This window comes from Sphingobacteriales bacterium (assembly GCA_016711285.1).
Classification (GTDB): Bacteria; Bacteroidota; Bacteroidia; order Chitinophagales; family UBA2359; genus JADJTG01.
Map to the genome: position 1 here is coordinate 398,126 of JADJTG010000002.1, position 26,346 is coordinate 424,471.

Annotated in this window: 22 protein-coding genes; 4 read left to right on the plus strand and 18 right to left on the minus strand. The window is 41.4% G+C overall.

The features are described 5' to 3' along the window. Positions 1–206: 206 nt before the first annotated feature. Positions 207–1,103, minus strand: a complete 897-nt coding sequence (locus tag IPL35_01930; GenBank protein ID MBK8442227.1) for a lytic transglycosylase domain-containing protein — start codon at positions 1,101–1,103, stop codon at positions 207–209. Positions 1,104–1,562: 459 nt separating this feature from the next. Here IPL35_01930 and IPL35_01935 point away from each other — a divergent pair, with 459 nt between their 5' ends. After that, positions 1,563–2,111 (plus strand): NUDIX hydrolase, encoded by a 549-nt coding sequence (locus tag IPL35_01935; GenBank protein MBK8442228.1) that lies wholly within the window; start codon positions 1,563–1,565, stop codon positions 2,109–2,111. 26 nt (positions 2,112–2,137) lie between these two features. On the opposite strand, the gene IPL35_01940 is transcribed toward IPL35_01935, so the two are convergent. Further along, complete coding sequence (locus IPL35_01940; GenBank protein ID MBK8442229.1) at positions 2,138–5,941, minus strand: hypothetical protein; 3,804 nt, start codon at positions 5,939–5,941, stop codon at positions 2,138–2,140. A 260-nt stretch (positions 5,942–6,201) separates the two neighbouring features. On the opposite strand from IPL35_01940, the gene IPL35_01945 reads away from it, so the two are divergent. Then, positions 6,202–7,989, plus strand: a complete 1,788-nt coding sequence (locus IPL35_01945; protein ID MBK8442230.1) for an ABC transporter ATP-binding protein — start codon at positions 6,202–6,204, stop codon at positions 7,987–7,989. Between the two features lie 127 nt (positions 7,990–8,116). Here the strand turns inward: IPL35_01945 and IPL35_01950 are convergent, their stop codons facing one another. The 16 genes from IPL35_01950 to IPL35_02025 all read right to left on the minus strand — a co-directional run bounded on the left by IPL35_01950 (position 8,117) and on the right by IPL35_02025 (position 22,016). Then, complete coding sequence (locus tag IPL35_01950) at positions 8,117–8,335, minus strand: hypothetical protein (protein MBK8442231.1); 219 nt, start codon at positions 8,333–8,335, stop codon at positions 8,117–8,119. A 175-nt stretch (positions 8,336–8,510) separates the two neighbouring features. Then, the gene (locus tag IPL35_01955; GenBank protein ID MBK8442232.1) at positions 8,511–8,741 is read right to left on the minus strand and encodes a restriction endonuclease subunit S; all 231 of its coding nucleotides are present in this window, start codon (positions 8,739–8,741) and stop codon (positions 8,511–8,513) included. A gap of 11 nt (positions 8,742–8,752) precedes the next feature. After that, positions 8,753–8,911 (minus strand): hypothetical protein, encoded by a 159-nt coding sequence (locus tag IPL35_01960; protein MBK8442233.1) that lies wholly within the window; start codon positions 8,909–8,911, stop codon positions 8,753–8,755. Beyond that, positions 8,908–9,810: an N-6 DNA methylase gene (locus IPL35_01965; GenBank protein ID MBK8442234.1), complete on the minus strand. Its 903-nt coding sequence runs from the start codon at positions 9,808–9,810 to the stop codon at positions 8,908–8,910. Before IPL35_01965 ends, IPL35_01960 begins: the two co-directional genes overlap by 4 nt. A gap of 442 nt (positions 9,811–10,252) precedes the next feature. Further along, positions 10,253–11,287 carry a UDP-3-O-(3-hydroxymyristoyl)glucosamine N-acyltransferase gene (lpxD, locus tag IPL35_01970; GenBank protein ID MBK8442235.1) on the minus strand — a complete coding sequence of 345 codons (1,035 nt, stop codon included), beginning with the start codon at positions 11,285–11,287 and terminating at the stop codon, positions 10,253–10,255. Positions 11,288–11,494: 207 nt separating this feature from the next. Beyond that, positions 11,495–12,094, minus strand: coding sequence for an aminodeoxychorismate/anthranilate synthase component II (locus tag IPL35_01975; GenBank protein MBK8442236.1), 600 nt, complete (start codon positions 12,092–12,094; stop codon positions 11,495–11,497). A 210-nt stretch (positions 12,095–12,304) separates the two neighbouring features. After that, positions 12,305–12,784, minus strand: a complete 480-nt coding sequence (locus IPL35_01980) for a hypothetical protein (protein MBK8442237.1) — start codon at positions 12,782–12,784, stop codon at positions 12,305–12,307. A gap of 264 nt (positions 12,785–13,048) precedes the next feature. Then, positions 13,049–13,552 carry a hypothetical protein gene (locus IPL35_01985; protein ID MBK8442238.1) on the minus strand — a complete coding sequence of 168 codons (504 nt, stop codon included), beginning with the start codon at positions 13,550–13,552 and terminating at the stop codon, positions 13,049–13,051. Positions 13,553–13,804: 252 nt separating this feature from the next. After that, positions 13,805–14,533 (minus strand): hypothetical protein, encoded by a 729-nt coding sequence (locus IPL35_01990; GenBank protein MBK8442239.1) that lies wholly within the window; start codon positions 14,531–14,533, stop codon positions 13,805–13,807. Positions 14,534–14,557: 24 nt separating this feature from the next. Next, the gene (locus IPL35_01995) at positions 14,558–15,130 is read right to left on the minus strand and encodes a hypothetical protein (protein ID MBK8442240.1); all 573 of its coding nucleotides are present in this window, start codon (positions 15,128–15,130) and stop codon (positions 14,558–14,560) included. Positions 15,131–15,257: 127 nt separating this feature from the next. Beyond that, positions 15,258–15,818: a hypothetical protein gene (locus tag IPL35_02000; protein ID MBK8442241.1), complete on the minus strand. Its 561-nt coding sequence runs from the start codon at positions 15,816–15,818 to the stop codon at positions 15,258–15,260. A 203-nt stretch (positions 15,819–16,021) separates the two neighbouring features. Continuing rightward, entirely contained in the window at positions 16,022–16,600 is a 579-nt protein-coding gene (locus tag IPL35_02005) for a hypothetical protein (protein ID MBK8442242.1), read from the minus strand. Between the two features lie 186 nt (positions 16,601–16,786). Continuing rightward, a complete protein-coding gene (locus IPL35_02010) occupies positions 16,787–19,597 on the minus strand; it encodes a DNA gyrase/topoisomerase IV subunit A (protein ID MBK8442243.1) in 2,811 nt (936 codons plus the stop codon). A gap of 115 nt (positions 19,598–19,712) precedes the next feature. Further along, positions 19,713–20,411 (minus strand): hypothetical protein, encoded by a 699-nt coding sequence (locus tag IPL35_02015; GenBank protein MBK8442244.1) that lies wholly within the window; start codon positions 20,409–20,411, stop codon positions 19,713–19,715. A 143-nt stretch (positions 20,412–20,554) separates the two neighbouring features. Continuing rightward, entirely contained in the window at positions 20,555–21,100 is a 546-nt protein-coding gene (locus tag IPL35_02020) for a C40 family peptidase (protein ID MBK8442245.1), read from the minus strand. Between the two features lie 148 nt (positions 21,101–21,248). After that, complete coding sequence (locus tag IPL35_02025) at positions 21,249–22,016, minus strand: geranylgeranylglyceryl/heptaprenylglyceryl phosphate synthase (GenBank protein ID MBK8442246.1); 768 nt, start codon at positions 22,014–22,016, stop codon at positions 21,249–21,251. A 357-nt stretch (positions 22,017–22,373) separates the two neighbouring features. Between IPL35_02025 and IPL35_02030 the strand changes: the two genes are divergently transcribed. Next, positions 22,374–23,156, plus strand: a complete 783-nt coding sequence (locus IPL35_02030) for a metal ABC transporter ATP-binding protein (protein ID MBK8442247.1) — start codon at positions 22,374–22,376, stop codon at positions 23,154–23,156. Between the two features lie 81 nt (positions 23,157–23,237). After that, complete coding sequence (locus IPL35_02035; GenBank protein ID MBK8442248.1) at positions 23,238–26,171, plus strand: pentapeptide repeat-containing protein; 2,934 nt, start codon at positions 23,238–23,240, stop codon at positions 26,169–26,171. The last annotated feature ends 175 nt before the right edge of the window (positions 26,172–26,346 follow it).

Consider the following 26,346-nt stretch of genomic DNA (forward strand, 5'->3'; position numbering starts at 1 on the left):
AAAAAAAATAAGCCCAAAGATAAGCAAAGCGGCTTGAAGTAATTTTTAAAATCAATAAAATATCAAATAGCGGCACATTAAAAGTGGGTATTTTATAAACAGCGTTCAGGAAAACACATCATTTTACCCATAAAAAACAAAAAAACGACTTATTGTATAAAGCAACAAGTCGTTTTCCGTATTAAAAAAAGCAATAAAGTAATTTTTTATTGTTTCGGTCCTTTAGTGCTGGTATCTTTAAAAAGATGCGCGGTGCTTTTGCGGGGTGTTTTGATAATATCTACTGCTATGGAGTCTAATTTGCTCACATTCAGGGGCATTTCGCGCGGGATAATGACGGGTTCGGGAACAGGCTTGGTAGCAGAGAGCAACCAATCTTGCACCGACTGATAATAAGGCAACTTAATACGCAAAGGCAACACGCTGTCGGGAATGTTGCGCGTCATCAAAGCGGGATTGGCACGCATCAAATCTTCTACATCTACATTGTAAGAAAGTGCAATATCGCTGATATTACCATTAGTATAAACCTCTATTTCTTCGCCGTATTTCAGATTAACATCATAATAGTACGGTTCAATATTGTGCTCGGCATAGTATTTTGATACATATATACAAGCAATGATGCGCGGCACATAGTGTTGTGTGCCGGAAGGTAGCAAATGGCGAATTTCCCAAAAACCGGCAGAAGGGTGGCTTTTAAGAATTTGTTTTACTTTATAAGCACCACAATTGTAGGCTGCCAACACCAATTCCCAATCGCCGAATATATCGTAGAGTTCGGAAAAATATGCGGCGGCAGCTTGTGTAGAAAAATGCGGGTCGCGGCGTTCATCTACGGCTTCGCTTACTTGTAATCCGTGCAGTTGGGCAGTGCCGGCAACAAATTGCCACAGCCCCACCGTTCCGCTGCCTACGGCATCGGGGTTGTACTTGGACTCTAAAAACGGAATAGCCGACAATTCTTTGGGTACGCCGTTTTCTTCCAAAATTTTCTCTATAACCGGTGCATACACATTACGCCTGCCGATGGTAATTGCCAAATCGTTACGGTATTGTAAGAGTTTTTCTATCTCTTCTTTTACGGCTGCGTTGTACTGCAAGGGTATTGCACTCGCAATACTTGCAATGCGTTCCTGATAAATAGATGATGAAGAGGCTGAAGCGGGGTTTGAAAAAGTAGAAGGGGTAGTAAAAGGAATGGCAAAAAATTGATAAAGGCAAAAGCAAGAAAACCATTCGTAAAATGGTTTGAATCATATTTTTTTTCTGCATACTGTCAATGATATTTTCTATTCAATTTCCTCGTTTTCTGCAAAAATGCGAGGGCTAAGATTAGTGTTATTTTTTATAGCACCAAAATTTTTGAAGAAAAAATTGCACTTTTTGCCCGTTTTTTAACACTTTTTTAAAAATATATACATTTTTTACATCTGTTTTTATCAATTTATCTGCTCCATATCCCTGTTTATAGGTGAGTTTTTCTGAGGGGAAAAAATATAATTTTCAGTTCACTTTTGCTTTGTTTTTTATGTATTAAAATCTGTATTTTTGCCCCTGCAATGAACAATCCTTGGACAACTCTTTCGGTACAGGAAATGTACGACAACAACTGGATACAAGTAACCCACGAAACGGTACTCAATCCGGCGGGGGGAGCGGGTATTTACGGCAAAGTGCATTTCAAAAACTGGGCAATCGGCGTTATTCCTTTAGATGCCGAATACCACACTTGGCTCGTGGGGCAATATCGCTATCCTTTGCAGCAGTATTCGTGGGAAATTCCCGAAGGCGGCTGCCCTTTGCACAGCGACCCGCTCGCTACGGCACAGCGCGAACTCTTGGAAGAAACCGGCATCACTGCTCACCGCTGGACTACGCTTTTGGATATACATACTTCCAACTCGGTCACTGATGAGTTTGGAACGGTGTATATTGCCCAAGACCTGCAATTCGGTGCGGCACAGCCCGAAGAAACCGAATTGCTGCAAGTGCGCCGCCTGCCCTTTGAAGAGGTTTTTAATATGGTAATGAACGGATATATCACCGACAGCCTCAGCGTGGCGGGCATTTTAAAGGCGCATATCTGGATAAAAGAAAAATGGATTTGATGATGTTCTTGTAGCCCTTGCTTTTTTTAATGTTTTCCGTTGCTGCCGCCGTTGGAGTGATAGAGGGGTAATTTCACAAAAAATGTAGTTCCTTTATCTACCTCCGACTCAAAGTATATTTTTCCTTTCAGGCTGTCTATGATATTTTTACTCATAGCTAATCCCAAACCCATTCCCGAACTTTTGGTCGTAAAGTTGGGCACAAACACCTGCTTGCTTTGCTCCTCGTTGATACCCACCCCATTGTCGGTAACACTGGCTACCACATAGCTGCCCTCGCGGAGCATTTTTACAATAATGATACCCTGACGATTTTCTGGGATAGCTTGCTGGGCATTGCGCAATAAATTTTGAAATACCCGATGCAGTTGGTTTTTGTCGGCGACAATGAGTACCGGACTTTCGGGCAAAATGCGCAAAATTCTCTGAGAAGTATTTTCTTTATACAAATCAATAACACCGAGCAGCACTTCTTTAAAATCAAATACCTCCAATTTTTGCTGGGGCATTTTAGCAAAAGAAGAAAATTCAGATGCGATATATGCCAAATGGTCTATTTGTTCAATGAGATTATTGCTCACGCGCTGAATCATATCGCGGAGTTGGGGGTGGTTTTCGCGCTCGGCACGTTGCAGGTGCTGAATGGCTAATTTCATCGGCGTAAGCGGATTTTTGATTTCGTGAGCAATTTGCCGCGCCATAGATTGCCACGCCGACTGCCGCTCGCTGTATGCCAATTGGTTGGCACTATGCTCCAAGCGGTCGAGGGCGGCGTTGTATTGCTGCACCAAATCGCCGATTTCGTCGTGGTGCGGCCACTCTAATTTTTCGTTTTCCTGCCCGATACGGATATGTTTGAGTTTTTCGCCGATGAGTTTCAACGAAGATGTAAGGCGACTGGATACCAAAACCGCCAAAACCGCCGCCGCTACCAACACCAACAAATACACATTAATCAATGCACCTATGAGGCGCGAAATATCTTGTTTGAGGTTTTTTTCCTGTGCAAAATCGGGTATATGAACAATAGCTGCTTCTTTGCCTGCGGCATTGTAGAGCATTTTGTAGGCAGAAAGATATTTTAAATTGCCCGCGCTTTCGTCAATAACAATACGCGGCTCGGAGCGTTTGCGCAAGCGTTCTAATGCTTCGGGATTCATGAGCTTGCTGATGATACCCACATCAAATATAATCGGCTGCGAGGTATTAATCAAATAGCCCTGCGGCATATAAAGATTGATGTCGGCATTTTGCGATTCGGATATTCTAAAAAGCGTATTTCCTACTTTCTCCGCATTTTTGAGCCAGTCGGCATTGGTATTGAGTTCTTCTTCAATCAACAAGCCGATGGTATTTTGCTTTTGCAGCAGTTTTTCTTTGCTGATGAGCAGGGAGCGATTGGAAAAATAAAATACCGTTACAAATACAATTGCCACAAACGACAATACCACCACCATCAAAGTAACTCCACTGATACGGCGTGTTAATGATGAGAAAAAGAGTTGTTTGAATATTTTTTTACCCGTATCATCATTCCACAAAAGCGATAAAAGCAGAAAAAAAGATAAGCCCAACAAGCACATAAATAAGGTGTAGGAGAAAAAAGAGAGCTTATCAAAATAATTGAATGCGGCTTTGCTGACAACAACTGTGGTGGCTTTGCCAACGTGTCGGTAGTGGTATTGAATATCGCCGTTTTGTACGTCTCCTTCTTTAATGTCTTTGTTGGTAAACATAGAAGGCAGCCATTTTGGAAAAAAGCTAAAATTGTCGCGCGAAAAGAGCAAGGCGCGGTTGCGATAAACGGCATAGTCGTGATTGAGATATTCGGGGCGATTGCGAAAACGCTCGGCTATCAGCAGCTCGGGATATACATTGGGGCTGGATTTTACGTTGCGCTCAAAAAACAGCACCAAAAAACCACCAATGCCGTTTTCAAGAAAAATAGGCAATTTGGTAAGATAGTTATATTTACCTTCATCATCAATTACAGGTGCTAAAATACTCGTACTTTGTGTATCGCCTGATTTATTGTTATCTACCACCGCCAAGCGCATTTGAATACCGGCAGCTATTTTTGCATTGATTTCATTAAAAGTATAAATGGTATCGCCACTGATATATTTACCTGCCGCATCAAATACCGCCATATTAATATAATAATCTTTGAGATACGAGGACAGGTATTTGTTTTTGACGTATTCCATCAAAAGGGTATCTTCTCGGGGGGGGGCTTGCAGCAAATGAAACAAGGTGTCTTCGTCAATAATTTTGAGTGCAGTAGCATATCTGAAATGCCACTCCGTTTCCTGGTCTTCCTGCCTTAATACTTCCTGTGCATATTCTTTAAAACTTTTGTCGTCTTTTTTATATTTGATACTCACCAAAAAACCACTCCAAAAAACCGCCAATACCAACATAAACAATAAAAATTTTTGCGAAAAGCTACTGATTCCCGAAAGTAGTCTGCGCTGCTGATACACCACTATTATCATTAGTATCATCAACCAACTCACCAAATATGCTACGGATAAATAATTATGGCATACAAATAATACTAGCAAAGCAGGCAATGCAGATATAAGCAAGATGGTAAGTAAAACATTCCATTTTTTGTTGTTTATCCAATACAGCGTATAAATCACATGGGTGAGTATTCCTTGTGTGTAAATAATAAAACCAAGGGTAAAAAACAACGATAAAGAAAATGTATTTAAAAATATAAAGTTATCGGCTGAAAGCGAAGTATCGGAAAAATAGAGCAGGTAGTAAAAACAATGCAAATAGACGGCGGTTAAGGCAAAAAATATAGCGCATACCGCAAACATCACCCACCAGCGAACGTTTGTTTTTTGCTGTTGTATCCAATCCCAGGGAAATAAATTACTCATGCCCAAGCTCATCAAACCCAAAGTAATCAGTAGTAAAATAACCTGCCCGAATGAAAGGTCGTAACTTTTTATTTGAAAAAGCGGAGTTTTGAAGATGCTCAAACCGGCAGTTACTATGGGATAATCATAACGAGCCATACTATACAGCCCCAATAATAAAATCCCCACCCAAACAGTAAAAGAAAGCATCAGTCCATAGCGTCTGCGAATAACTAAAATAATTTGCCAAAAACAGTACAAAAGCGTACAAGTGAGCAATAATGAAACCAACCAAGTAAATTTGGAAGGTGGCGGCACTTCTGACGATACCTGCAAATAAATACGTTGTTCTTCAGGGTCTAAGGCTTTGGAGTCTTCGGAGCTTGGCGTTTCCGTAAATTGTGCGCAAGGTATTAAATACGCCAACTCAGGATTGATAATCTCTTTGAGGTACTGATTTTCTATGATATACTTATTTTGCAAGGGCAAAACCCCCACTACATCAATATGCCCCAACGACAAAGAAGGAATGGTGTGCTTGGCAATAAAAAAGTAACCGTTTTTGAGCTTCACAAAACCTTCGGGCGACAGCTTTGTTATGTCCTCGGCACTGATAACACTGCGGTTTTTGCTCCAAAATACAATACTATCGTTTCGGGCAATAAATACATCAAAGGGCAATTTGCGTAATTGCACAAAATCTTCGTAAGTATAAGTACCGGTGCTGAGTTTTTCAATAAAAAGATGATTGGTGGCTAAAAGATTAAGGCGGTTTTTTACTTCATTGGTTTCATTTGCAATCAAATTTTTTAAACCTGATACATCTTTTGGACACTTCATCTCAAGGTGCAATAACCACAATATCAGGCTGCATATCAGTATCATTATCCAACTGATAGTTACAGGCTGATGCCGTAGTAAAGATTTTGTCAGCGTTTTCACATGAATAGCCCTAACCATAAATCATACCAAAATTTTTAAAACCTATATTTTTATTATATATTTTATTTATAATATATAGATTATTTTTCATACAAATATTTTTACTTTAAATTTCTCTCTCCACCCAAAAAATAGCAACCTGCTCAACCTTTTTCAATTTTATTTTTTTTATAAAGAAAACAATGCCGCTTTTTCCAAGAAAGCGAAAATAAACAGCAATCTCTATGTGTCCGTAATTTTAACTATTTTTGCACCAACAATTTCACTCCCGCCCTGTCTTGAAACACTTAGCAGCCCTCAACCACTATTTTTGGCGATATAAATGGCGGTTTTTTTTCGGAATTTTGTTTGTGGCACTTTCCAACATAGCCGCCATCTATCCGCCCCAAATTATCCGCACCGCCTTTGATTTACTCAAAGATAATTTGCTGTATTACCGCCAGTTTCACGATATGCACCTCCAAAGTCGGCTTTATGATACACTTGGTGGTATTTTGCGCTTGTTTGGTGTAGCGGTGTTGGTATTGGCATTGGTACGCGGCGGCTTTATGTATCTGATGCGCCAAACGCTGATAGTAATGTCGCGCCTCATTGAGCGCGATTTGCGCAACGATATGTATGCGCATTATCAACAACTCGACCGCACTTTTTATAAAATCAACAGCACCGGCGATTTAATGTCGCGCGTGAGCGAAGATGTGGGGCGCGTGCGTATGTATTTGGGTCCGGCAATTTTATATCTCACCAATACCATTGTATTATTTACAATGGTGATAGGCACCATGTTCAGCGTAAACAGCACCCTTACAATGTATGTGCTGCTGCCTTTACCTTTTTTGTCGGTCTCTATTTATTTTATCAACAACCTCATCAATCGCCGCAGCGAGCGTATGCAGGAGCAAATAGCACGGCTCAATTCCATTGCACAGGAAACTTATTCGGGAATACGGGTAGTGAAAGCCTACTCGCAAGAAGCAGCTACCACGGCGCACTTCGCTGCCGAAGCCCTCGCCTACCGCCAAAAAACAATGGATTTGGTGCGTGCCGATGCGCTCTATGCACCGATGATGTTGATATTAATGGGCATCAGTACGTTACTCACCATTTATATAGGCGGCTTGCAGGTAATTGAGGGCACTATCAGTGCCGGAAATATCGCCGAATTTGTATTGTATGTAGGTATGCTCACCTGGCCTGTTACTTCTTTGGGTTGGGTGGCTTCTTTGGTGCAAAGGGCTGCCGCTTCGCAAAAACGCATCAATGAATTTTTGCAAACAGCCCCGCAAATTACAGGCGGCAGCATTGCCGTTCCCATTCGCGGCGATGTTGAATTTAAAAATGTGAGTTTCACCTATCCCGAAACCGGCATAGCAGCCTTGAAAAACATCTCTTTTTCGCTGAAAGCGGGCGAGCGTATGGTGATAGTGGGGCGCACCGGCTCCGGCAAAAGCACCCTTGCCAACTTATTGGCGCGCCTCTACGACCCGCAAGTAGGCACTATCCGCATTGACGGTATCGCTTTGCCCGATTTTGACCTTCCGTTTTTGCGCACTCAAATCGGCTATACACCGCAGGAAGTATTTGTGTTTTCGGATACGGTAGCAGAAAACATCGCTTTTGGAGTGCCGCAAGCCGCCGCCTCGCTCATACAAGCCGCCGCCGAAGCAGCAGTAGTGTGGAAAGATATACAGGATTTGCCGGAAAAAGAAACAACGATGGTGGGCGAAAGAGGAGTTACTTTGTCGGGCGGGCAAAAACAGCGCATTTCACTGGCGCGGGCTTTGATTAAAAATCCCGCTGTTTTACTGTTAGATGATTCGCTGTCGGCGGTAGATGCGCAAACCGAGCAGCAGATTATCCAGAATTTGCAAAAGTACAGCGAAGGGCGCACCACTATTCTTATCACGCACCGTATTTTTTCTTTGATGAATTTTGATAAAATTTTGGTGCTGGAAAATGGTGAAATTGCCGAGCAAGGCACACACAGCGAACTTTTGGCACAGCAGGGCATTTATGCACAAATGTATCAGCGGCAAATGGAGCAGGAAGCCGCCGCCGATATATAAAGAATTGAGAATTGAGAATTGAGCAAATTGCGGAAAAATGTTTGCGAAGGGCGGGATTTAATAGCACTTTCCTTGCCCTACGCACATTTAGCCCGCCTTTTCGCAAACATAATGTCACCTGATGTTTTTATGTGTATTTTTCGTACTCATTATCAATTTCTTGCAACACTTCTAAAATCAATTTTTTACGTTTTGCTTTTAGTTCAAACGCTGTTTTGATAGATTGACTTATGCTGCTTACTAACTCGTTGCTTAAAATAGGAATAGCAATTTGTTTCAATCTTTCCTCTCGCAAGTGTAGAATGGTAATAATTAACTTTCTTGCGCCTCTAAATATTCTTGCCAAATTTTTTCCACAATAGGTTGAGATACCCACAAATCCTCAGTCGGTGCACCCCATTGTCGCCAACCCAATTTTTTACTCATAGTAAAATGAATAGTTGTGTGATACGAAAGCGTAATAACACCCCGCCATTTTGTTTTCAACTTTACAAGTTTTTGATTTACGACTGTTTTCATAATTACACAAGTTTTTGGATATCAAGATTAGCGTCTTCAATGTTTTTTCTGCTTTCCGCTTTGGCTAAAACAGATTTCTTTATTTTTTCGCCAATTTGGTTTTGAATTTCAATTGGCGGTAAAATCACTTTAATCTTTCTTAAATCAGAAGAACGAATACTTTGTAAAATTGAGCCACTTGAAACCCGTTCTAATTGAAGTTGTCCAAAATCAGAATTAAGAAAAGAAACCAAATAATAAGGATTTACTTTGTCAAATCTACGTGAATATTAATAAGAAAACCCGATGCAACACCTCCAACTAAATCAGGCGGAATATTAGCACAACCTGCATTTCCTGCCCTCGTCATTAAAATAGTGTCTTCTGAAACTCTATTTTTAATAACATCTCTGTTCGTTTTCATTCGTAATTGATATATTTCAGATTTTCAAAATCAATCCCTTCTTTGGTAATGCTTTTTACTAAAATATAAGGAATACCCTGTTTTTTTTCTACATAAATAGATGCACCTTCGATATTAGCCCCATTATGTACTGTTTTAATAATTTCTCCTAACTCAATAACAGGGTATTGTCCCTGATAAATTTTAGCCAAATTATTAACGTGCTTTTGTAAATACCGTTTTGCAATGAAACTTTTTTCTAAAAAAGAATGATTGATAAAAAAGTTATTCGCATTACTTGTTTTTTGGTTGAAAAATGAGGCTACATTAGGAATGTCATCTGTGCCTGTTGGTCTGCCTTTTTTATCGTGTCCGCAGTTTTCATTGATTGAAATAAATAAGTCGTTGATATTTTTTTTACCTTTTTGGATAAAAAGCACACTTGTTTTGATAGTAACATTAGGACTAAATGTTTCAAAAGGTAATTCTACAATCGCAAATAAATTCCCCTTATTCAGAATATAATCACGCAAATATTCCTCTTGTTCGTTTCCTAAAATACCATTGGGTAAAACCATAGCCATTTTTCCACCGTCTTTCAACAAGTCCAAACATCTTTCTATAAACAAAACTTGTGGTTCTTCTTTTTCTTTGGCTTGGTTAGTTTTTTCCCACTGATTAGTTTTTTTATTAAATTTCCATTTATAACCAAACTTGTACTGTTTTAATTTTTCCTCTCCAACAACGGGAATTTTCGAACCAAAAGGCGGATTTGTCAAAAGAATGTCAAAACTTTCTAATTGGATTTTATTGCGCGTTTCTGAACGCCAATTTTGAGGCAACTCTAAACTATCTTCACAAAAAATGCCCGTTGTACCGTCTCCCACCAAATTCATATAGGCTTTGGCTACTTTGCTCAAAAAATAGTCTTTGTCAATGCCTCTAAAATTTTTGGTGCTTCATTTTCTTTCTCTCCCCTTTCACCAAATTTTGTTTCTGCTCCCCTTTGCCAGGGCTTCTTGGGTGTCCGGGGCAGCATCCGTAGATAGGAGCAATTGCGGACACCCTCAACGAGGGTCAAAGGGAGGAGGGGGGGGGGGGGGAGGGGGGGGGGGGAGGGAAGGGGAGGCGAGGGTAGGGGCATTATGTGGCTCCCACCTCTTTTGAAGGAGGGAAGTTTTATCGACTTTTCAACTTTGACAAAGTTGGAACTTCGTATGACCCAAATGATGAACCCGCTACCTCTAAAAAATCCTAAAAATCATTTAATTATGAAAATCAAGGCTCAGACAATTTTTTCAACTTTGACAAAGTTGAATTACAGGTTAGAGGGGGAATTAAAAACCACTAATTGACATTTTTTTATTGCTGTTGAGCTATCAGTTTTTCCAAAGCAGCGATACGCTGTTCCAAATCCCCAATTTTGCGGATATTAATCAAATCTTTTTGTGAATCGCGATGCCCGCGAACCGGAACACCGTTCCACGCCTGATTGGGCTGCTCAATAGATTTTGAAATACCGCTTTTTGCACCGAATTTAGAACCATCGGCAACTACAATATGCCCCCCAAAACCCACTTGTCCGCCCACCATACAGTTTTTGCCCAATTTGGTGCTGCCCGCAATACCTGTTTGTGCCGCAATGACGGTGTTTTCGCCGATTTCTACATTGTGCCCCACCTGAATCAAATTGTCTAATTTCACGCCGCTTCGTATGCGGGTAGCCCCCATCGTAGCACGGTCAATGGTGCAGTTGGCACCGATTTCTACGTCATTTTCTATTATCACATTACCGATTTGGGGCATTTTTTCGTAAGCTCCGGTCTGAGGGTTCACCGTAAAACCAAAACCATCGCTGCCGACAACCGTGCCGGCATGTATGATGCAATCGTTGCCGATGGTACAGCGATGATACACTTTTACACCTGCATATAAAATGGTATTGTTGCCCACCTGCGCACCTTCGCCGAGCCAAACGTTGGGATAAATACGGCTGCCCGCACCTACGCTTGCGTTTTTGCCCACCACAGCACCTGCACCGATATATACATTTTCGCCGATGTGTGCCGTGGCATCAATAGTAGCGTGGCTGCTGATTTCGGGGGCGGGCTGTTGGAGTTGTTCATACCATTTGAGCAAAGAGGCAAAACTGCCGCGCGGGTCGGCTACGCGAATGAGTGTAGGTGCTACGGCTTGTTTGGGCTGAAAATCCTGACTTACAATGACAATGCTCGCCTGAGTTTGGTACAAATAAGGTTCGTATTGCGGTGATGCCAAGAAACACAAACTGCCGTTTGTTCCTTCCTCAATTTTTGAAACCGTATATACTACGCTGTCGGGGTTTCCTTCAATAGTGCCTTGCAATAATTGATTGATTTGTAGTGCGCTAAACTGCATAAAATATTGTAAGTCTTTAAGGGTAAGTTGATAGACGACTTTGCCAATTTTTTTTTATTAATGTATCGTTGTTTTTCGGAAACACGGATTTTTACAGGTTTTCACCAATAAAATAAAGCTGTGATAATCAGCCTTATCCGTGTATTTATCTTCCATCGCAAAGTTACTCATTTTACGGATTTATTGTTGTAATCTGCTTTTTTGTTTTTATAAAGGAACTTTGGGATATTCGTAGTTTTGGTTGATGATATTGCGTATCAGCTGTAAGCCTGCGCCGTCTTTTTGGCTCAGTACCGATTCGGGGTGAAACTGCACGCCGCTAAGGGGCAAATGGCGATGCTGAATTGCCATCAGCGCGGCATCGCTGCGGGCGTGGGCAACTTTTTCGAAGGCTTCGGGCACTTGTGCTGCCGCCCACGAATGATAACGCCCCACCTCCATAGGATTGGCGATATTCGCAAACATACCTTCGCCCTTGTGCTCTATCCATTCGCTTTTACCGTGGCGCGGGTTTATTTTTTTGATAGTGCCGCCAAAAGCCTCTATGAGGGCTTGCATACCCAAACACACGCCAAAAATGGGGTGCGTTTGTTTAAAAGCCGCGATAGCCTCCATCATACAACCCGCTTGCGAAGGCACATCAGGACCGGGCGATAATACCAACATATCAAAATCGTAGCGTTGCAACTGCGCCACGGTACAGTCGTTGCGCTGCACGCGCACCTGCGCCCCACACCTGCAAAAATAATCCGCCAGATTGTGCGTAAAAGAATCAAAATTATCTAAGAGCAGAATGGAAAGCGACATTGCACTGCAAATATAAAAAAAAGAGGATATGCCGCAAAGATAGTATTTGCCGCCACACTTTTTCGTGCCATTTCGCCTAAAAGTTGATTGGTGCGGGATTATTGGTAAAATAAAAAGACGGAACGCAGCGAAGATTTTTATACATCGGTTTAGAGCGATATGTGGGCGTGCTTCGTACAGCCCACATATCGCTTCTTACCGGATAGTTTTTCATTCAGAAAATTTGTCAATTTCAGAAGGAGTCAAGTTAATTTCATTTCCAATTTTTTCAGGTGTTGGGAAATATTGGATCATAACAAGTAATGCAATCACTAGGATAATTAGAAAGAAGGCATTAGAATCCCGTAATAAAAAAGAAATACAAAGCAACCCAATTCCTTCACAGGAGGCAAATCTAATAATTAGCCCTGATTGATATTTAATTAACTTGTCTTCAAGTAATTCATTTTTATCGATTTTTTTAAATAAAGATTTAGTATGTAGATAACCAGCTGGTATTGAAATGCAACTTAGTATAATCGCCATAAGAATTAAGGGATCTGTAAAATCAAGGTTAAATTGTAGCTTAGTTTTATATATAAAAAAATTTATAAATAAAACAACCGTTAGAAAGAGTAATTGTCCAGCAATTAATACAAAAAATATAGTTCTTGTATTTTTAAGCATTTGCTTCGGGCTCAATTCATTCATAAGCATATAATTTAGTTTTAATTTATTTTATTTCAAGTTAATTCTTAATAGTTTGTTTAATCTTTAAAATTGCCACCAACGGTTTTGGGCTTGGCATTCGGGCGAGTTTCGAAGATAATATCTTCCACAGTACGGGCTTTCAGGTCGGTTAAAATAGAAATAAGTTATTCCGAAAAATTTTTTCGGAATAACTTATTAACTTATACAATTCGTAAAATACTACCCTGATAGTTTTAAATCACCAATTCTTTATTACACTACCACCTAAAATTTCGACTTAAAAGATACATCTACACTTCCCCCACCGGTCAAAGTGCCCGACATATCTACTTCATATTCTCTTGTTGCAAGCTTATTTACAGTCATTGAGCCGGAGCTAACTTCAATTAAAGACTGTTGTCCACTTGTTACATTAGAAGTAGTTATATTGACACTTGTAACGTCATTTAGATTGGCACCAAAGAAACCTTGTATGGTGTAATTTCCATCAAAATTCGAATTTGTAGGTATTTCTACCGTGAAACTAAGTACCTTAAGAGTTTCACAGTTATCAGTAAGTCCTCCGACTTGGAACAAGTAGATATCTCCTTCAAATCCACCGGATATTAAAAGTTGTGCTGCTGAAAGGTTAAGCTTTTCGCCATCTATTTCTAGCGTTCCGCCATTATTTAGCACACCACTGCAACCGGATTTTTCATCATCTTTCCCACAGCCGGTCATAACTGAAAATAATACAAATGCAAGTAAAAAAGTACAAAGGTTTTTCATTTTAAAATAAATGTTTATTTGTTTGAAAAAAATAAGATAAATGTCATTGCAAATATAACGCTTTTTTTGTGTTTTTAATCTTTCTGTGTAATTATTATTTGAATTTAATTACAATTATTTTGAAAGTTATAAATTTTTAATAATCAATAACGGCTTCGGGCTTACCAAAGTAAAAAAATCAAAGTACGAATGTTCAATTTTGTACATCAGCCCGCCTGACGCAAAGCCTGTGTTGTGCGGTCGTTATTCTTTTCATTGCCTGTTGTAATGTCGCCTTAAATCTTTATCACTTGCAATGTTGCCAAGCCCAAGTGTCAAGGTGAAATAGTAGCTGTAATTCGAGTTTGGTGAATTTGTCAATGTCGTTTGATTATTGTCAATATTCCACTTAGATTTTTCAAGTGGCACTAAGTATCCAAATCTAAAATTCACTAAGTAAAACCATTGATGAGATATTCCAATTCCCAAGTCAAGATGTGCTCTTGAATTTGTTACTTCTTTGTAATTGAGCGTAGTCTGCAAATATTTTCCCAATGTTGTTGGGTTAGGAACTTTCTCTCTGTATAGGTAATTAAGCCCTGAGCCTTTAAAACCCAAGTACGGATAAATGGAAAACCATTGGCTTTTTGTGAGAGCGTAACCCACATTGAAGGAAGTTGAACGATATTCAACCTCTGTCAAAGATGTATCATTGTCGTCTTTTTTTGTTGTCTTGTTAAATGAAAATGTCGTAATAACTCTGTTTGTATAAAGTTGAAAACCAATACCAATATTTGCTGTAGAATAGTTTGCAGGAGGAAAGCCATTTGCAGTCAATTGTTGGTTAATTTCTTTCGTATCAATAACTGGAAATTCAATTGGCATTATTAAAAAGGCACCAAATACCTTGTTTTTTGTCGTGTCAGTCTGCGAATAGGCATTTTCAAGATGTCCGAAGAGTCCAATAAGGGTTAAAAGCAAAATGTTTATTCTTGATTTCATTTGCTGTCGTTTTTTTAATAGCGTTTAACGGTCTTGTATATATTTTATTTCAAAGCTGTTTAGGATTTTTTCACCTATGTCTTGATATTTATCGAATTCCTCTTTTTCACCTGTTAATGTAAGTACAAAAGCTTGGTTATCAATCACCCAATAATATTGTTCGAATTTCAAATCATAAATGCCTTGTTTGCCTGTATAAATCACTTTTTGATATTCTTGCTTATCCTTCTTTTTTCTTTCACTTGAAATGATTTGACCTTCTGTTAGCATTGTTTTGATTTGACCTTCTGATATTTCTACATATTGGTCTAAATTCAAATCGTATCCTGTTAAATCTTGAATTAATAAATTTACATTTTCTTTGAATTTATCTGATTCATTTGATAATGGGCTAAACAAAATAAAACTTGTTCCCATTTGTCCACTTTTATTAACTTCCCAATTGGACGGATACTTTATTGCGTATTTATTTTCCATTATAGAAAACCAATCTGTTGCCTTTTCAGATTGGTTTTCTGATGGAGGTATTTTCGTTTGTCCACAGGCAATAGTACTAATTGTCAAAGCCAAAAGTATTGCTATTTGTAATCTGTTCATTTTTCTTTTTTTTAATTGAGCACAACGTTTTAATTTTGTACTAAAGCTCAATAGAATTACGGTTGTTGAATTTAGCACTGAATCCGCTTTTTTTCAAAGCCCGTGTTAGTGGCAGTACTTTTCTACATTATTTACTAAATTTTGATTTTCTCCAAGATTCGAGCATTTGTTCTCCTTTTTTGTTGTCAGCATACATAATATTTACTGAAAACCATTTTTTGTCAAAAAGTCTGCTAAACATTAAAACATTCAATGTCATTTTTTTTTGATATTCCACTTTAATTTTAAAAGTCTGAAATTCCAAATTGTCAATTTTTTCAATAGTAGATATTGAGTCAATTTTCATATCAGGCATTTGTGTTATAAAAGCCTCATACAAGATATTATTTACGTTTTTACAAGATTCTAAATAATCGCCATCAACTTCTATGTCAAAAGGTTGGTAATTAGATTCAAAATAATTTAACTGGTCACTTTTAAATACAAAGATTGTCTTTGTTTGATTTACAACTTTTTCACCATAAGTTTTTTCGATTGCATCCGCTCCTTCGTTTTGCATTTTTGTCCATTCTTCCGCACTAACATTTTGAAAGTTTTCGGGTATTATAATTGTCCAGTTAAAGTCTTCATTATAAATTTCTTTCTTTGGTGTAGTTTGTCCGCTACAACTTTGAGTTATAATTATCATTTGAATTATAATTGTCAAGCAGATTAAAAGATACTTTAGTGTATTCATTATTTTGTTTGTTTTTGTTTTAAATTCTATTTCGCTATGGTTTTCTAGTATTGCCCCTAACGTTTTCGGGCTTGGCGGGCGGGCGGGTTTCGAAGCACAAATATTTAGGTTTGCACTGAACCCGCCTTTTACCAAACTGCTGTTAGCGGATGTTTTTATTTTTTAAATTTTGATATTTGCTTTTTTATGTCATCTCGAAAAATACTTATCATATCTTTTTTAGTAACTAAATATTGATCATCATCAGGATTATCAGTATATTGATACCAATAAATATCTTCTTTTATAATTTGTAAGTTTTCAGGCAATACTTTTATTCTCACAGCATAGGAATCTCCGTTCAAATCGTCGATTATTTCCATATAGTCATATCCTTTGGATAAACTTTTTAATTTTCTATTTTGTTTTTCAGGAGTTCCTCCGTGTACAGATTCATAAACAAATCCAATTTTTGATTCTTCAGAAAAACAAATTGCCAAAACGTATTCGTTTTCACTTACTTTTACAATTGAGAAAGCATCAATCGATTCAAACCCCGCATTTTTCATTTCTTCGACTAATATTTGAGAGGCTTCAATTTTATTGAGCCAAGCTGTTACTAAGCGCACTCCCTTCAAATTTTCTATATTACTATAAACGTCATAATAAAAGTCATAATAATTATCTGATGTAATTTTTTGTGAAAAACATAAAGTCGAAAACAAAAGCGTAATAATTAAAGTAACTAATTTCATTGAGATATAAATTTAGAAGTTTTTTGAGTTAAAATACCATCCACTCACACAACCCAAACCCCGCATTTTTAGAATTCATCAGACGCTCTAAAGAGCTTTGAAGCCTTTGTATGGGTATATCTTTCAGTTATCTTAGTGCTGAAATGCCCTAAGAGTTCGTAAATGATACAAATATCCGTCTCTGCCTTATGCAGAGCGAAACTGTGCCTTAATTCCTGCTTTCAGTTCGGTGTTTTGAAACAAAGAACCTTGCTCGCTGCTGTCTATATCCCACTCTACGCTTTCGCCTACTTTAAAGGCTTTCTTTTTGTCGGCGGCGGGTGGCGGTGTCGCGGCTGCGTCTTTGTCGGCTGCTTCGGTGTGCGGCAGCAACTCCTCGCCTGTTTCGGGCTGCTGCATTTCGCCCACTGCCGCAATCTCTTCGCTTTCGGGTATTTCCAAAGACTCTAATTCATTGATTTTTACTACTTTATACAAACTCAATTTATTGCCCAAAGATTTCCACCCTTTCACTTCTATAAAGCTATCCAAACGCACAGTGTCGCTTTCGTCGGGGCTGTTTTTCGCGCCTCTGTTGTAGTGATATTGCACCTGCGGCACTGCCGCCGTACTCACCAATGCCAAAGCCGATTTGGGTTCTTCGGAAATAAACACAAACCGCTGCCCCAAAGTGCTAGTCTCTATTTTAAATCGTTTTACATAATAGGCTTTGCGCTCGCCATGCCAATAAATGCACGAAAGAACGGTGTCGGGATTAAATTTTTCGATAACGAGGAGGTTCTCCATCGGAAAACGGCGGTTGAGGTCAAAGTCGGAGAGTTCGTAGCTACCGTCTTTGTAGAGCAGCAGCACGGAATCGCCGGTATTGAAATTGCCCAAAAACTTGCCGCGCTCTTCGGTATTGAGCTTGCCCGATACTTCATCTACCCAAATATTGCGCCCGCCGAGCGTAGATTTTCCCACTTCTTTTTGCACCACTTTGCGAATGGCGTATTTGCTCACCAAATTCCCTTGGCTTTGCCGTCCTTTAATTGCCATTTCGCCGAAGCTGAAATCAAATGTTTTGATTTTTGCGGAGCTTTCGGGGGTTAATTGTACGTTTACAATTTCGCTTTCGCCGTTGGGGTTGGCGGTAAAATAGAGCAGCTTGGGTTTGGTGGTGCCAATGGCGAGGTCGTACTCGCTGTTGCGCGTGATGGCGGTAACGGCGAAGCGTTTGGCAAAGTTTTTTCCTAATTCGGGGGCAGCGTACATCATATTATACACGGTGCGCTCGTCATTTTTTTTCCACACCGCCACATGCACTATATCTTTGCCCACATAAGTTTTTTCGGCGATGCGTGTCACCAAAAAGCGGCAGTCTTTACGAAAAACAATAATGTCATCAATATCCGAACAATCGCAGACCCATTCGTCTTTTTTCAAGCCGTAGCCGATGAAGCCGTTTTTTCTGTCCACATATAATTTTTGATTAATCGCCGCCACTTGCTGCACGGCAATGGTATCAAAGCCCTTGATTTTGGTGCGCCGCTCGCGTCCTTTGCCGTATTTTTTGAGTAGGTTTTTAAAATAAGCGATGGTATAAGCCGTAAGATTTGCCAAATGGTGCCGGATATTTTCCATTTCTGCTTCAAGGGCTTTCATATTTTCATCGGCTTTAAAGCTGTCGTATTTGCTGATGCGCTTGATTTTTATTTCGGTGAGGCGCACCAAATCCTCCTCGGTGATGTCGCGCAGCAGACGCAGGCGGCTGTCGTTGGAGCGGGGCTTTTCCGAAGGCGGCACCACATATTTGCTCAAACCCTTTTTGATGGTTTCAAGCACACTCTCCCACGTTTCACATTCTTCTATCTGGCGGTAAATGCGTTTTTCTATAAATATTTTTTCCAAAGAAGCAAAATGCCACGCTTCGCGCAAGTCTTGCAGTTTTATCTCCAATTCCTGACGGAGCAGTTCGCGGGTGTGCTCGGTGCTGAGGCGCAACATTTCGCATACACCCAAAAACAAAGGCTTGTCGTCGCTGATAACGCAGGCATTGGGCGAAATGGAGGTTTCGCAGTCGGTGAAGGCATAGAGGGCATCAATGGTGACACTCGGCGAAATGTTGGGAGCTAATTTTATTTGGAGTTCTACATCTTTAGCGGTATTATCAACGACTTGTTTTATTTTGATTTTTCCTTTTTCGTTGGCTTTTAAAATGCTTTCAACGAGTGCGCCGGTGGTGATGCCGTAGGGCAAATCGCGGATAACGAGCGTTTTTTTGTCCAATTCTTCAATAGTTGCCCGCACTTTCACTTTGCCGCCTCGCAAGCCGTCATTGTAGTTGCTCACGTCAATAGAGCCGCCGGTGGCGAAATCGGGGTAAATCTGTACACTTTCGCCTTTGAGCAAGGCAATAGCACCTTCCAACAGTTCGCAAAAATTGTGCGGCAGCACTTTGGTTGCCAGCCCCACCGCAATACCCTCTACGCCCTGATGCAGCAACAAAGGAAATTTTACGGGCAAATGGATAGGCTCGCGCTTGCGCCCATCGTAGGAGAGCTGCCACTCGGTGATGTCGGCATTGAAAGATACGTCAAGGGCAAATTTTGACAATTTGGCTTCGATGTAGCGGGCGGCGGCGGCTCCGTCACCGGTGCGCGGGTCGCCCCAGTTGCCCTGTGTATCTATCATCAAATCTTTTTGCCCCATATTCACCAAAGCCTCTTCAATAGAAGCATCGCCGTGGGGGTGGTATTGCATCGTCTGACCGATAACATTGGCAACTTTATGAAAGCGACCATCGTCCATTTGATACAAAGCGTGCAGCAAGCGGCGTTGTACGGGCTTTAAACCATCTTCCAAAGCAGGAACAGCACGCTCCAAAATCACATAAGAGGCATAATCCAAAAACCAATCCTGATACAAGCCCGACACCGCTTTGGTATCCGAAAATAAAGTATCTTCGCTGTTAGGGGTATTGTTCAGGTTGGGTTCGTTCAGTTCTTCCGCACTCATGAAATAAAGTCTTGATTTCTAAGGCAAATATACACTTTTTATACAAAAAGCATTTTTCAGCCTTTTATCTTTGACAAAGTTGGATATTTTGCCAAAGCCGGAAGCACAACAAACACTAATATACCAACCATTTCAATGCGGCATACATACCGCCTGTTTGCAGTGCGGCGGGCATCGCTATTTGTGTGGCTTGGCGGTATTTCCAGTTGCCTTTGCTGTCGAGGCGGTAGCCGCCTGATATTTCTACGCCGAAATGCAGGGTTTTGCCGGAAATACCCGGAAAAGAAAGCCGCAATACTTCGGCAATACGAAGATGGAGGCTCGCTTCGCCAAAATGACTGAAGTTGGTAAAATGCAGGGCATCGGGCGGATTACTGAGTGCGGCGTTGAAATGAAGTGCTCCCGAAGGCGATACCTGCAAGGTATAATAGCGCAATCCCCAACCCAAAGCGGGGCTTAATGTGAGTTTGCCGTTTTTTTGAAGCGGAATATGATAATAAAAAGTATTTTGAATACCATAGCTGTTAAAAACGGTATTGCTGCGCTCGCTGAAGCGGTTTCGGGTGGTGGCAATGCCTCTGAAAGCCTCTATTTTTGTAGATAATTTGCTGCTGCCCTTCCAATGCAGCCCTACTACAAATTCGCCGATACCCTTATCCAAGGCAGGATAACCCGCTGTCTCCAAAGAACTGTTAAGCGCATCAAAATCGGCGGCAAGCACCCGCGCTCCTACCTGTATTTCACGATTAAACAGTGATTGCGCTTGCAACGTGCAGCCAAAAACGACAAAAAGAAATGTAAAAACTGCTTTCATCTGTATTGTTTTATTTTGGTGAAAAAAATTTTTTACCCCTCAATAAAAAAAGGATAATGACTACTCTGTTCACTATCCCTTTTTTACTTGAACAGTTCAGCGAATATAACTGCTTATACCATACATTACAAATTTTTAACGCTTTATTTTTTCAACACGCCTATCACGCGGCGCACCTGCAAAAAACGCTCCTGATAATGTCCCTCTTCGGTGGTACTTATTTTTACGCCGCCATTGGACGAAGCATGAATAAAGGTGAGCAGGCAATTCTCATTTTTCATCACGATGCCCACATGTCCGGGGGTGCGTTGGCTCAGGTTTGTTCCGGTGAATACCACAATATCGCCCGCCTGTGCCTTGCATTTATCTACAAAATTTCCCACTTTGATTTGCTCCGAAGAGCCTTGCGGAATAAGAATACCGTTTTGCTTGAATACATAATGCGTAAATCCCGAACAATCAAAGCCGGCAGGTGTGTTGCCGGTGTTTTTGTAAGGCGTACCCAACAGTGTTTGGGCATATTTCAGGAGCATTTTTGCTTTTTGAGTATCGTCCGCTTCTACCGCCGCCGCTTCTTCGGAAGTCAATAAATTATTTTTTTTGGAGTTGATGGTGTAATATATCGCCACACCTATCGCAAAACCTGCCATAAAAGCCAAGAGCAAATTACGAATCTGAAATAATTTCATGATTTGTTTACTTGTTTTTTAAGGAATTTGTGTCGCGCTGCCCTCCTCGCACAAATTCAAGGTAAATAAAATTGCATAAGTTAATGATAATGATGTATTTAAGCAACCATTCATCAGCAAGCACTGGCAAAAAATCTGTCGGCAAATGCTATATCCACACCTCGCTGCCCTGTTGATTGAAACTGTGCACCGCCGCCGCCAACTCGCCTATCAGTTGCGGCTGCTCCTCAAAGGCGGTGCCCACCACCAACACATCGGCTCCGGCGCGGCAGAGGTCTTGTGCCATTGCCGCCGTGCGAATACCGCCGCCCACTATCAGGGGTACATCTACGGCGTGGCGCACCGCCGCTATCATCTCCGCCGACACGCTGCGCTGTGCGCCGCTGCCCGTATCCAAATACGCCAATTTCATTCCCAACATTTCGGCAGCCATCGCCGTGCAAGCCGCAACAGAGGGCTTATCGTGCGGAATGGGTTGCGTGTGGCTGATATATGATGCCGTTGTCGGACGACCGCCATCAATGAGCAGATAGGCAGTAGAGAGGATTTCAAGCTGCATTTGTTTGAGCAAGGGCGCGGCGGTTACTTGCTGCCCGATGAGCAAATCGGGGTTGCGCCCCGACACCAACGACAGCAGCAGCAAAGCATCGGCGGCATCGTGTACTTGCAGCACACTTCCCGGAAACAAAACCACCGGAATCGTACAACGGCTTTTGAGGTAGCGTGCAATATGCTCCGACTGATGCTGCATCACCAAGCTGCCGCCCAAAAAGAAAAAATCAACAGAAGCAGCAAGGGATTCTTTCAACAAATGATCCAAAAAAGGCAGTTCCGCCTTGTCGGGGTCAATGAGTACCGCCAAATGTTTTTTGTGTTGGCGGCGACTTTGCAGCAAATAGGGATACAGAACACTCATTTTTTTTGTAAAAATATCGTACAAATATGCGGCGGACAAGAATAATTTGAAATGCTTTTGAAAACCGATTCATCAGATGACGACACCTGCTGCAAAAGTACGAATTTATTTTTTTTATGGGAAATTGTTGAAAAACACCGCGTATATTGATGAACGAATGTATTTTTGATTGCAAAAATGAAAAAAAAATGTATTAATACCATAATTTTTACATTTCACCTTGCTTCTTTACTCTAATACAGATAAAAGAACAAAATTATTGTTCATTATCACGCAAAGCCGCAGAAACGCAAAGTATTAGTTTGCGAAATTTTATAACAACTCTTTATCATTAAATATTTTTTACAATTGCTCAATATGATACTTTCCGAAAACTCCAGCATAGAAGTTCACGACCTGACGGTCAATTATCACGAAAAACCCGTATTGTGGAATATTGATTTTTCGTTGCCGGTGGGCAAGCTCATCGGCATTATTGGTCCCAACGGAGCAGGAAAATCTACGCTCCTGAAAGCGATGATGGGCTTAGTGCCACTGCAAAGCGGCTATGTGAAGCTGTTTGGCAGCAACTTGGAGCAGGTGCGCAGCCGTGTGAGCTATGTGCCGCAGCGCGAAAGTGTAGATTGGGATTTTCCGGCGAGCGTGATGGATATTGTGCTGATGGGACGCTACCGGCGCGGCAACTGGTGGTGGCAATACAATGCCGACGACCGCGCCATCGCCAAACGCGCTTTGGAGGAGGTGGATATGCTCCCTTTTGCCGGACGGCAGATTGCACAATTGTCGGGTGGGCAGCAGCAGCGCGTATTTATTGCCCGCGCACTGGCACAACAAGCCGATCTGTATTTGATGGACGAACCCTTCGCCGGCGTAGATGCGAGCAGCGAGTCGGCTATCCTCGCCCTCATTACCGATATGTGCAAACGCGGCAAAACCGTGATTGTGGTACACCACGACTTGCAGTCGGCGTATCAGTTTTTTGATTGGGTGCTGCTCCTCAATCGCCGCTTGGTGGCGGTGGGCGAAAAAGAAACGACTTTTACCGAAGAACTTTTGCAGGAAACCTACGGCGCACGCTCCGCCTTGCTCACCAAAATAACGAATATTATACGCACCCACCAATTGCCCGTGCGGGAGTAGGAGGGATTATTAGGAAATATACCTATATTTGTCTGTATAAATATTTGAATCCGTTACCATAGCCTTTAAACAATTATAGATATGTCTGTTTTAAAACAGCAACTCAACCGCATTTCTGCTTGGTTGGGATTACAACACGGTATTTTTACCAACCCCGACGAGGGTCTCATTGGCAATATACCCTGGGAAACGCTGATTGCCGAGGAGGGACCATTAAGTGCCTTCCCTTTCGGCAAAATCATTTCCTTTGCCATCAAGCATAGCGCCATCATACACGACCCCGAAGAAGCTGCAAAAATTTTGTTCGCTTTGGCATATACCAAAACCTTTGAAGAAGCTGTATCTGCCAGTGATGCAGAGCAGGTAATTACCTTTAAAGATATTGAATATCAGGCACAAGCACAAAAAGCCGCTTTAAAAAAAATACCCATCGACCTTGATACTTGGGATTGGGATAAGATTCAGGAGCAGGATTTTATTAAAAGTTTTTGCGCTCCCTATTTCAGCGAGCTTTTGCAAAATTCAGGAATTGACGAAAAAACCCGAAAGCGCATTGAGAGCTTTATACAAAAAAACCTGCGCTATAATATATACAACCTCCTGTATGAACACGAAACCCAATACAGCGAATTATTGAAGTACCTTAACAACCCCGTACAGGTAGTTGCTTTAGAGCGGCATAAACGCAAACGCTATGAAGCAAAGTGGCGGGAAAAATACTACGAACAGGTATTGGAAGACCCAAAAGGGCTGCGCCTCGCCGACCTCTATATAGAACCCCGCTGCGGTATTTTTAAACATTGCTGCGCACAAAGCAAGGCTTCAGAAAATGAGTTTTATAAAGAATCCTTTCAACCCGCCCAAGAGCCGCTCCATGAGTTGGTATATACACTGCTGCAAGGAAAAAAACCCACCTGGAAAGCCAGCCGAGAGATGGAAACAGCACGGGTAATACTATTACTCGGCTACCCGGGGCAGGGTAAAAGTTCCTTTTGCAAACGCCTCCTGCACGATATTCTCAGCGAGCAACAGCCTTTGCCCCAGCCACTTTATTTTGTGCCTCTGCGAAAAATCAGCGATATATCTTTACTCAAAAACAACCCCGTTGCCGTATTTGAAAATTTTGTACAAAACGTGTCGCAAACAGACATCAAGGAAACAAAGATAGAAAGAGCCGTTTTGATATTAGACGGCTTAGATGAACTGCAAATGCGCCACGACCTGCGCCACGAAGACATCGCTCAATTGCTGCTGACCCTGCAAACAGAGGCAGAAAATCGCGACCTGCGCTTAGTGCTCACTTCGCGCTACGGCTATGTAGATTTGGAAAAACTGCGCCAACGCCCTATTATCGTTTTGCAATTAACGCGCTTGGATAAGCACCAACAAATCGCTTGGTTGCAGAAATATCGCTACTACCACCCCGAAATTGCCCTGAGCGAAGCGCATTTGGAGCAATACCACGCAGACAAAAAAACATTTGAACATATCCGCGAGCTCATAGACCAGCCTATTCTGCTGCACCTGATAGCCACCCTGAAAGAAGTGCCACAAGGCAGCAATATAAAACGCGCCGATATTTATCGCCTTTTATTCGACCAACTGACCGAGCGCAAATGGGCACGAGAGGGGCAAATAGAGCATCTAAAAGCTATAAGCAATAAAAAAGATTTGCTGCGCCACAGCCTGCAAGACCTCGCTTTTCTGATGTTTAAAAAACGGCGCGATTATTTGCTGAAAAGCGAAATAGATGCCTGCATACAAAAAGGGGAAGCGAAAAGCCTGAAAAAATTGATAGTTATCTTGAGCAAGGAAGGTATAACAGACGGCTTGCAAGGGCTGATGACGACTTTTTATCTGCACGAAAGTGAATACAGCGAACAAGACAAGGAAAATTATATGGTGGAATTTTTGCATAAATCTTTGCAGGAATACCTCGCTGCCGAAAAAATATGGCGGGCGATAGGTGAAGAAGGATTTTTAGATGAAAAAAGCAGCGGAGACGCGGTTATTGATACCCCTCTTAAAGCCCTTGAAACCCTGCAATCCATTTTTGCCGACCGCCCCCTGACAGCAGAAATGCTCGACTATTTAAAGGAAATAATGGCAATAGCTCCACAAGAAAAAAATGAACTTTTGGCGCAAAGGCTGGCAGCTTATATGCCCGATTGCCTGAAAAAACAATTTTTATTTGCTTACCGAGCCGAAGAGGAGGACGAACCCCTGAGCCGCGCCACCGCTGTATTTTACGGCTATATCAGTATCCTCAACAACCTGCCGATAGAAGCAAAAAACTATATACCCAAAGAAAACAAACAAATATACGCCAACCTGTTGCGGCTTTGCGGAATACAAAAATCAGGGGTTCTATCGCTTTCTCATCAGGATTTAAGCGGTGCGGATTTAAGAGGTGCGGATTTAAGAGGTGCGGATTTAAGCCGTGCGGATTTAAGCGGTGCGGATTTAAGAGGTGCGGATTTAAGAGGTGCGGATTTAAGAGGTGCGGATTTAATGCGTGCGCATTTAAGCCTTGCGAATTTAATCGGTGCAAAGTTAAGCCTTGCGAATTTAATCGGTGCGAATTTAATCGGTGCGAATTTAATCGGTGCGAATTTAAGCGAGGCGAATTTAAGCCGTGCGAATTTAAGCCGTGCGAATTTAAGCCGTGCGTATTTAAGCCGTGCGTATTTAAGCCGTGCAGATTTAAGCCGTGCAGATTTAAGAGAGGCGAATTTAAGTCTTGCGAATTTAAGCGGTGCGGATTTAAGCGGTGCGGATTTAAGCGATGCGAATTTAAGCGGTGCAGATTTAAGCGATGCGAATTTAAGAGAAGTGAATTTAAGCGATGCGGATTTAAGCGGTGCAAAAGTAGAGCGAGCAGATTGGTTGGAGTATTGGCAACAACAGCCGCACCCGCCTCTGGGGATAGCAGCACTTTCGCAAAAATACAGGGTAAATACTACTTCGGAAGAAGACACCTGGGGTGATAAATATTATACAATTCTACGCCGATAAAACAAGTATAGAGGCTTACCCACCCCAAATATAGGTGCAGCTAACTATCAATTAAGTACTCCTAGCAAAAAGCAAGGTAGTACCTAGCAAAAAGGTAGGTCTTCCTACCTAAAAGCTAAGTGCAGCTACCAAAAAGGTAGGCACCACCTAGCAAAAAGGTAGGTACACCTACCTA

What these genes read in the sequence shown, in the direction of transcription:
- lpxD (MBK8442235.1), bottom strand. Translation starts at nt 11,287, where the DNA reads ATGCAGTTTAGCGCACTACAAATCAATCAATTATTGCAAGGCACTATT.
- IPL35_02020 (MBK8442245.1), bottom strand. Translation starts at nt 21,100, where the DNA reads ATGAAATTATTTCAGATTCGTAATTTGCTCTTGGCTTTTATGGCAGGT.
- IPL35_02030 (MBK8442247.1), top strand. Translation starts at nt 22,374, where the DNA reads ATGATACTTTCCGAAAACTCCAGCATAGAAGTTCACGACCTGACGGTC.
- IPL35_01975 (MBK8442236.1), bottom strand. Translation starts at nt 12,094, where the DNA reads ATGTCGCTTTCCATTCTGCTCTTAGATAATTTTGATTCTTTTACGCAC.
- IPL35_02035 (MBK8442248.1), top strand. Translation starts at nt 23,238, where the DNA reads ATGTCTGTTTTAAAACAGCAACTCAACCGCATTTCTGCTTGGTTGGGA.
- IPL35_02025 (MBK8442246.1), bottom strand. Translation starts at nt 22,016, where the DNA reads ATGAGTGTTCTGTATCCCTATTTGCTGCAAAGTCGCCGCCAACACAAA.
- IPL35_01980 (MBK8442237.1), bottom strand. Translation starts at nt 12,784, where the DNA reads ATGAATGAATTGAGCCCGAAGCAAATGCTTAAAAATACAAGAACTATA.
- IPL35_01940 (MBK8442229.1), bottom strand. Translation starts at nt 5,941, where the DNA reads ATGGTTAGGGCTATTCATGTGAAAACGCTGACAAAATCTTTACTACGG.
- IPL35_01990 (MBK8442239.1), bottom strand. Translation starts at nt 14,533, where the DNA reads ATGAAATCAAGAATAAACATTTTGCTTTTAACCCTTATTGGACTCTTC.
- IPL35_02010 (MBK8442243.1), bottom strand. Translation starts at nt 19,597, where the DNA reads ATGAGTGCGGAAGAACTGAACGAACCCAACCTGAACAATACCCCTAAC.
- IPL35_02005 (MBK8442242.1), bottom strand. Translation starts at nt 16,600, where the DNA reads ATGAAATTAGTTACTTTAATTATTACGCTTTTGTTTTCGACTTTATGT.
- IPL35_01985 (MBK8442238.1), bottom strand. Translation starts at nt 13,552, where the DNA reads ATGAAAAACCTTTGTACTTTTTTACTTGCATTTGTATTATTTTCAGTT.
- IPL35_01995 (MBK8442240.1), bottom strand. Translation starts at nt 15,130, where the DNA reads ATGAACAGATTACAAATAGCAATACTTTTGGCTTTGACAATTAGTACT.
- IPL35_02000 (MBK8442241.1), bottom strand. Translation starts at nt 15,818, where the DNA reads ATGATAATTATAACTCAAAGTTGTAGCGGACAAACTACACCAAAGAAA.
- IPL35_01960 (MBK8442233.1), bottom strand. Translation starts at nt 8,911, where the DNA reads ATGAAAACGAACAGAGATGTTATTAAAAATAGAGTTTCAGAAGACACT.
- IPL35_02015 (MBK8442244.1), bottom strand. Translation starts at nt 20,411, where the DNA reads ATGAAAGCAGTTTTTACATTTCTTTTTGTCGTTTTTGGCTGCACGTTG.
- IPL35_01935 (MBK8442228.1), top strand. Translation starts at nt 1,563, where the DNA reads ATGAACAATCCTTGGACAACTCTTTCGGTACAGGAAATGTACGACAAC.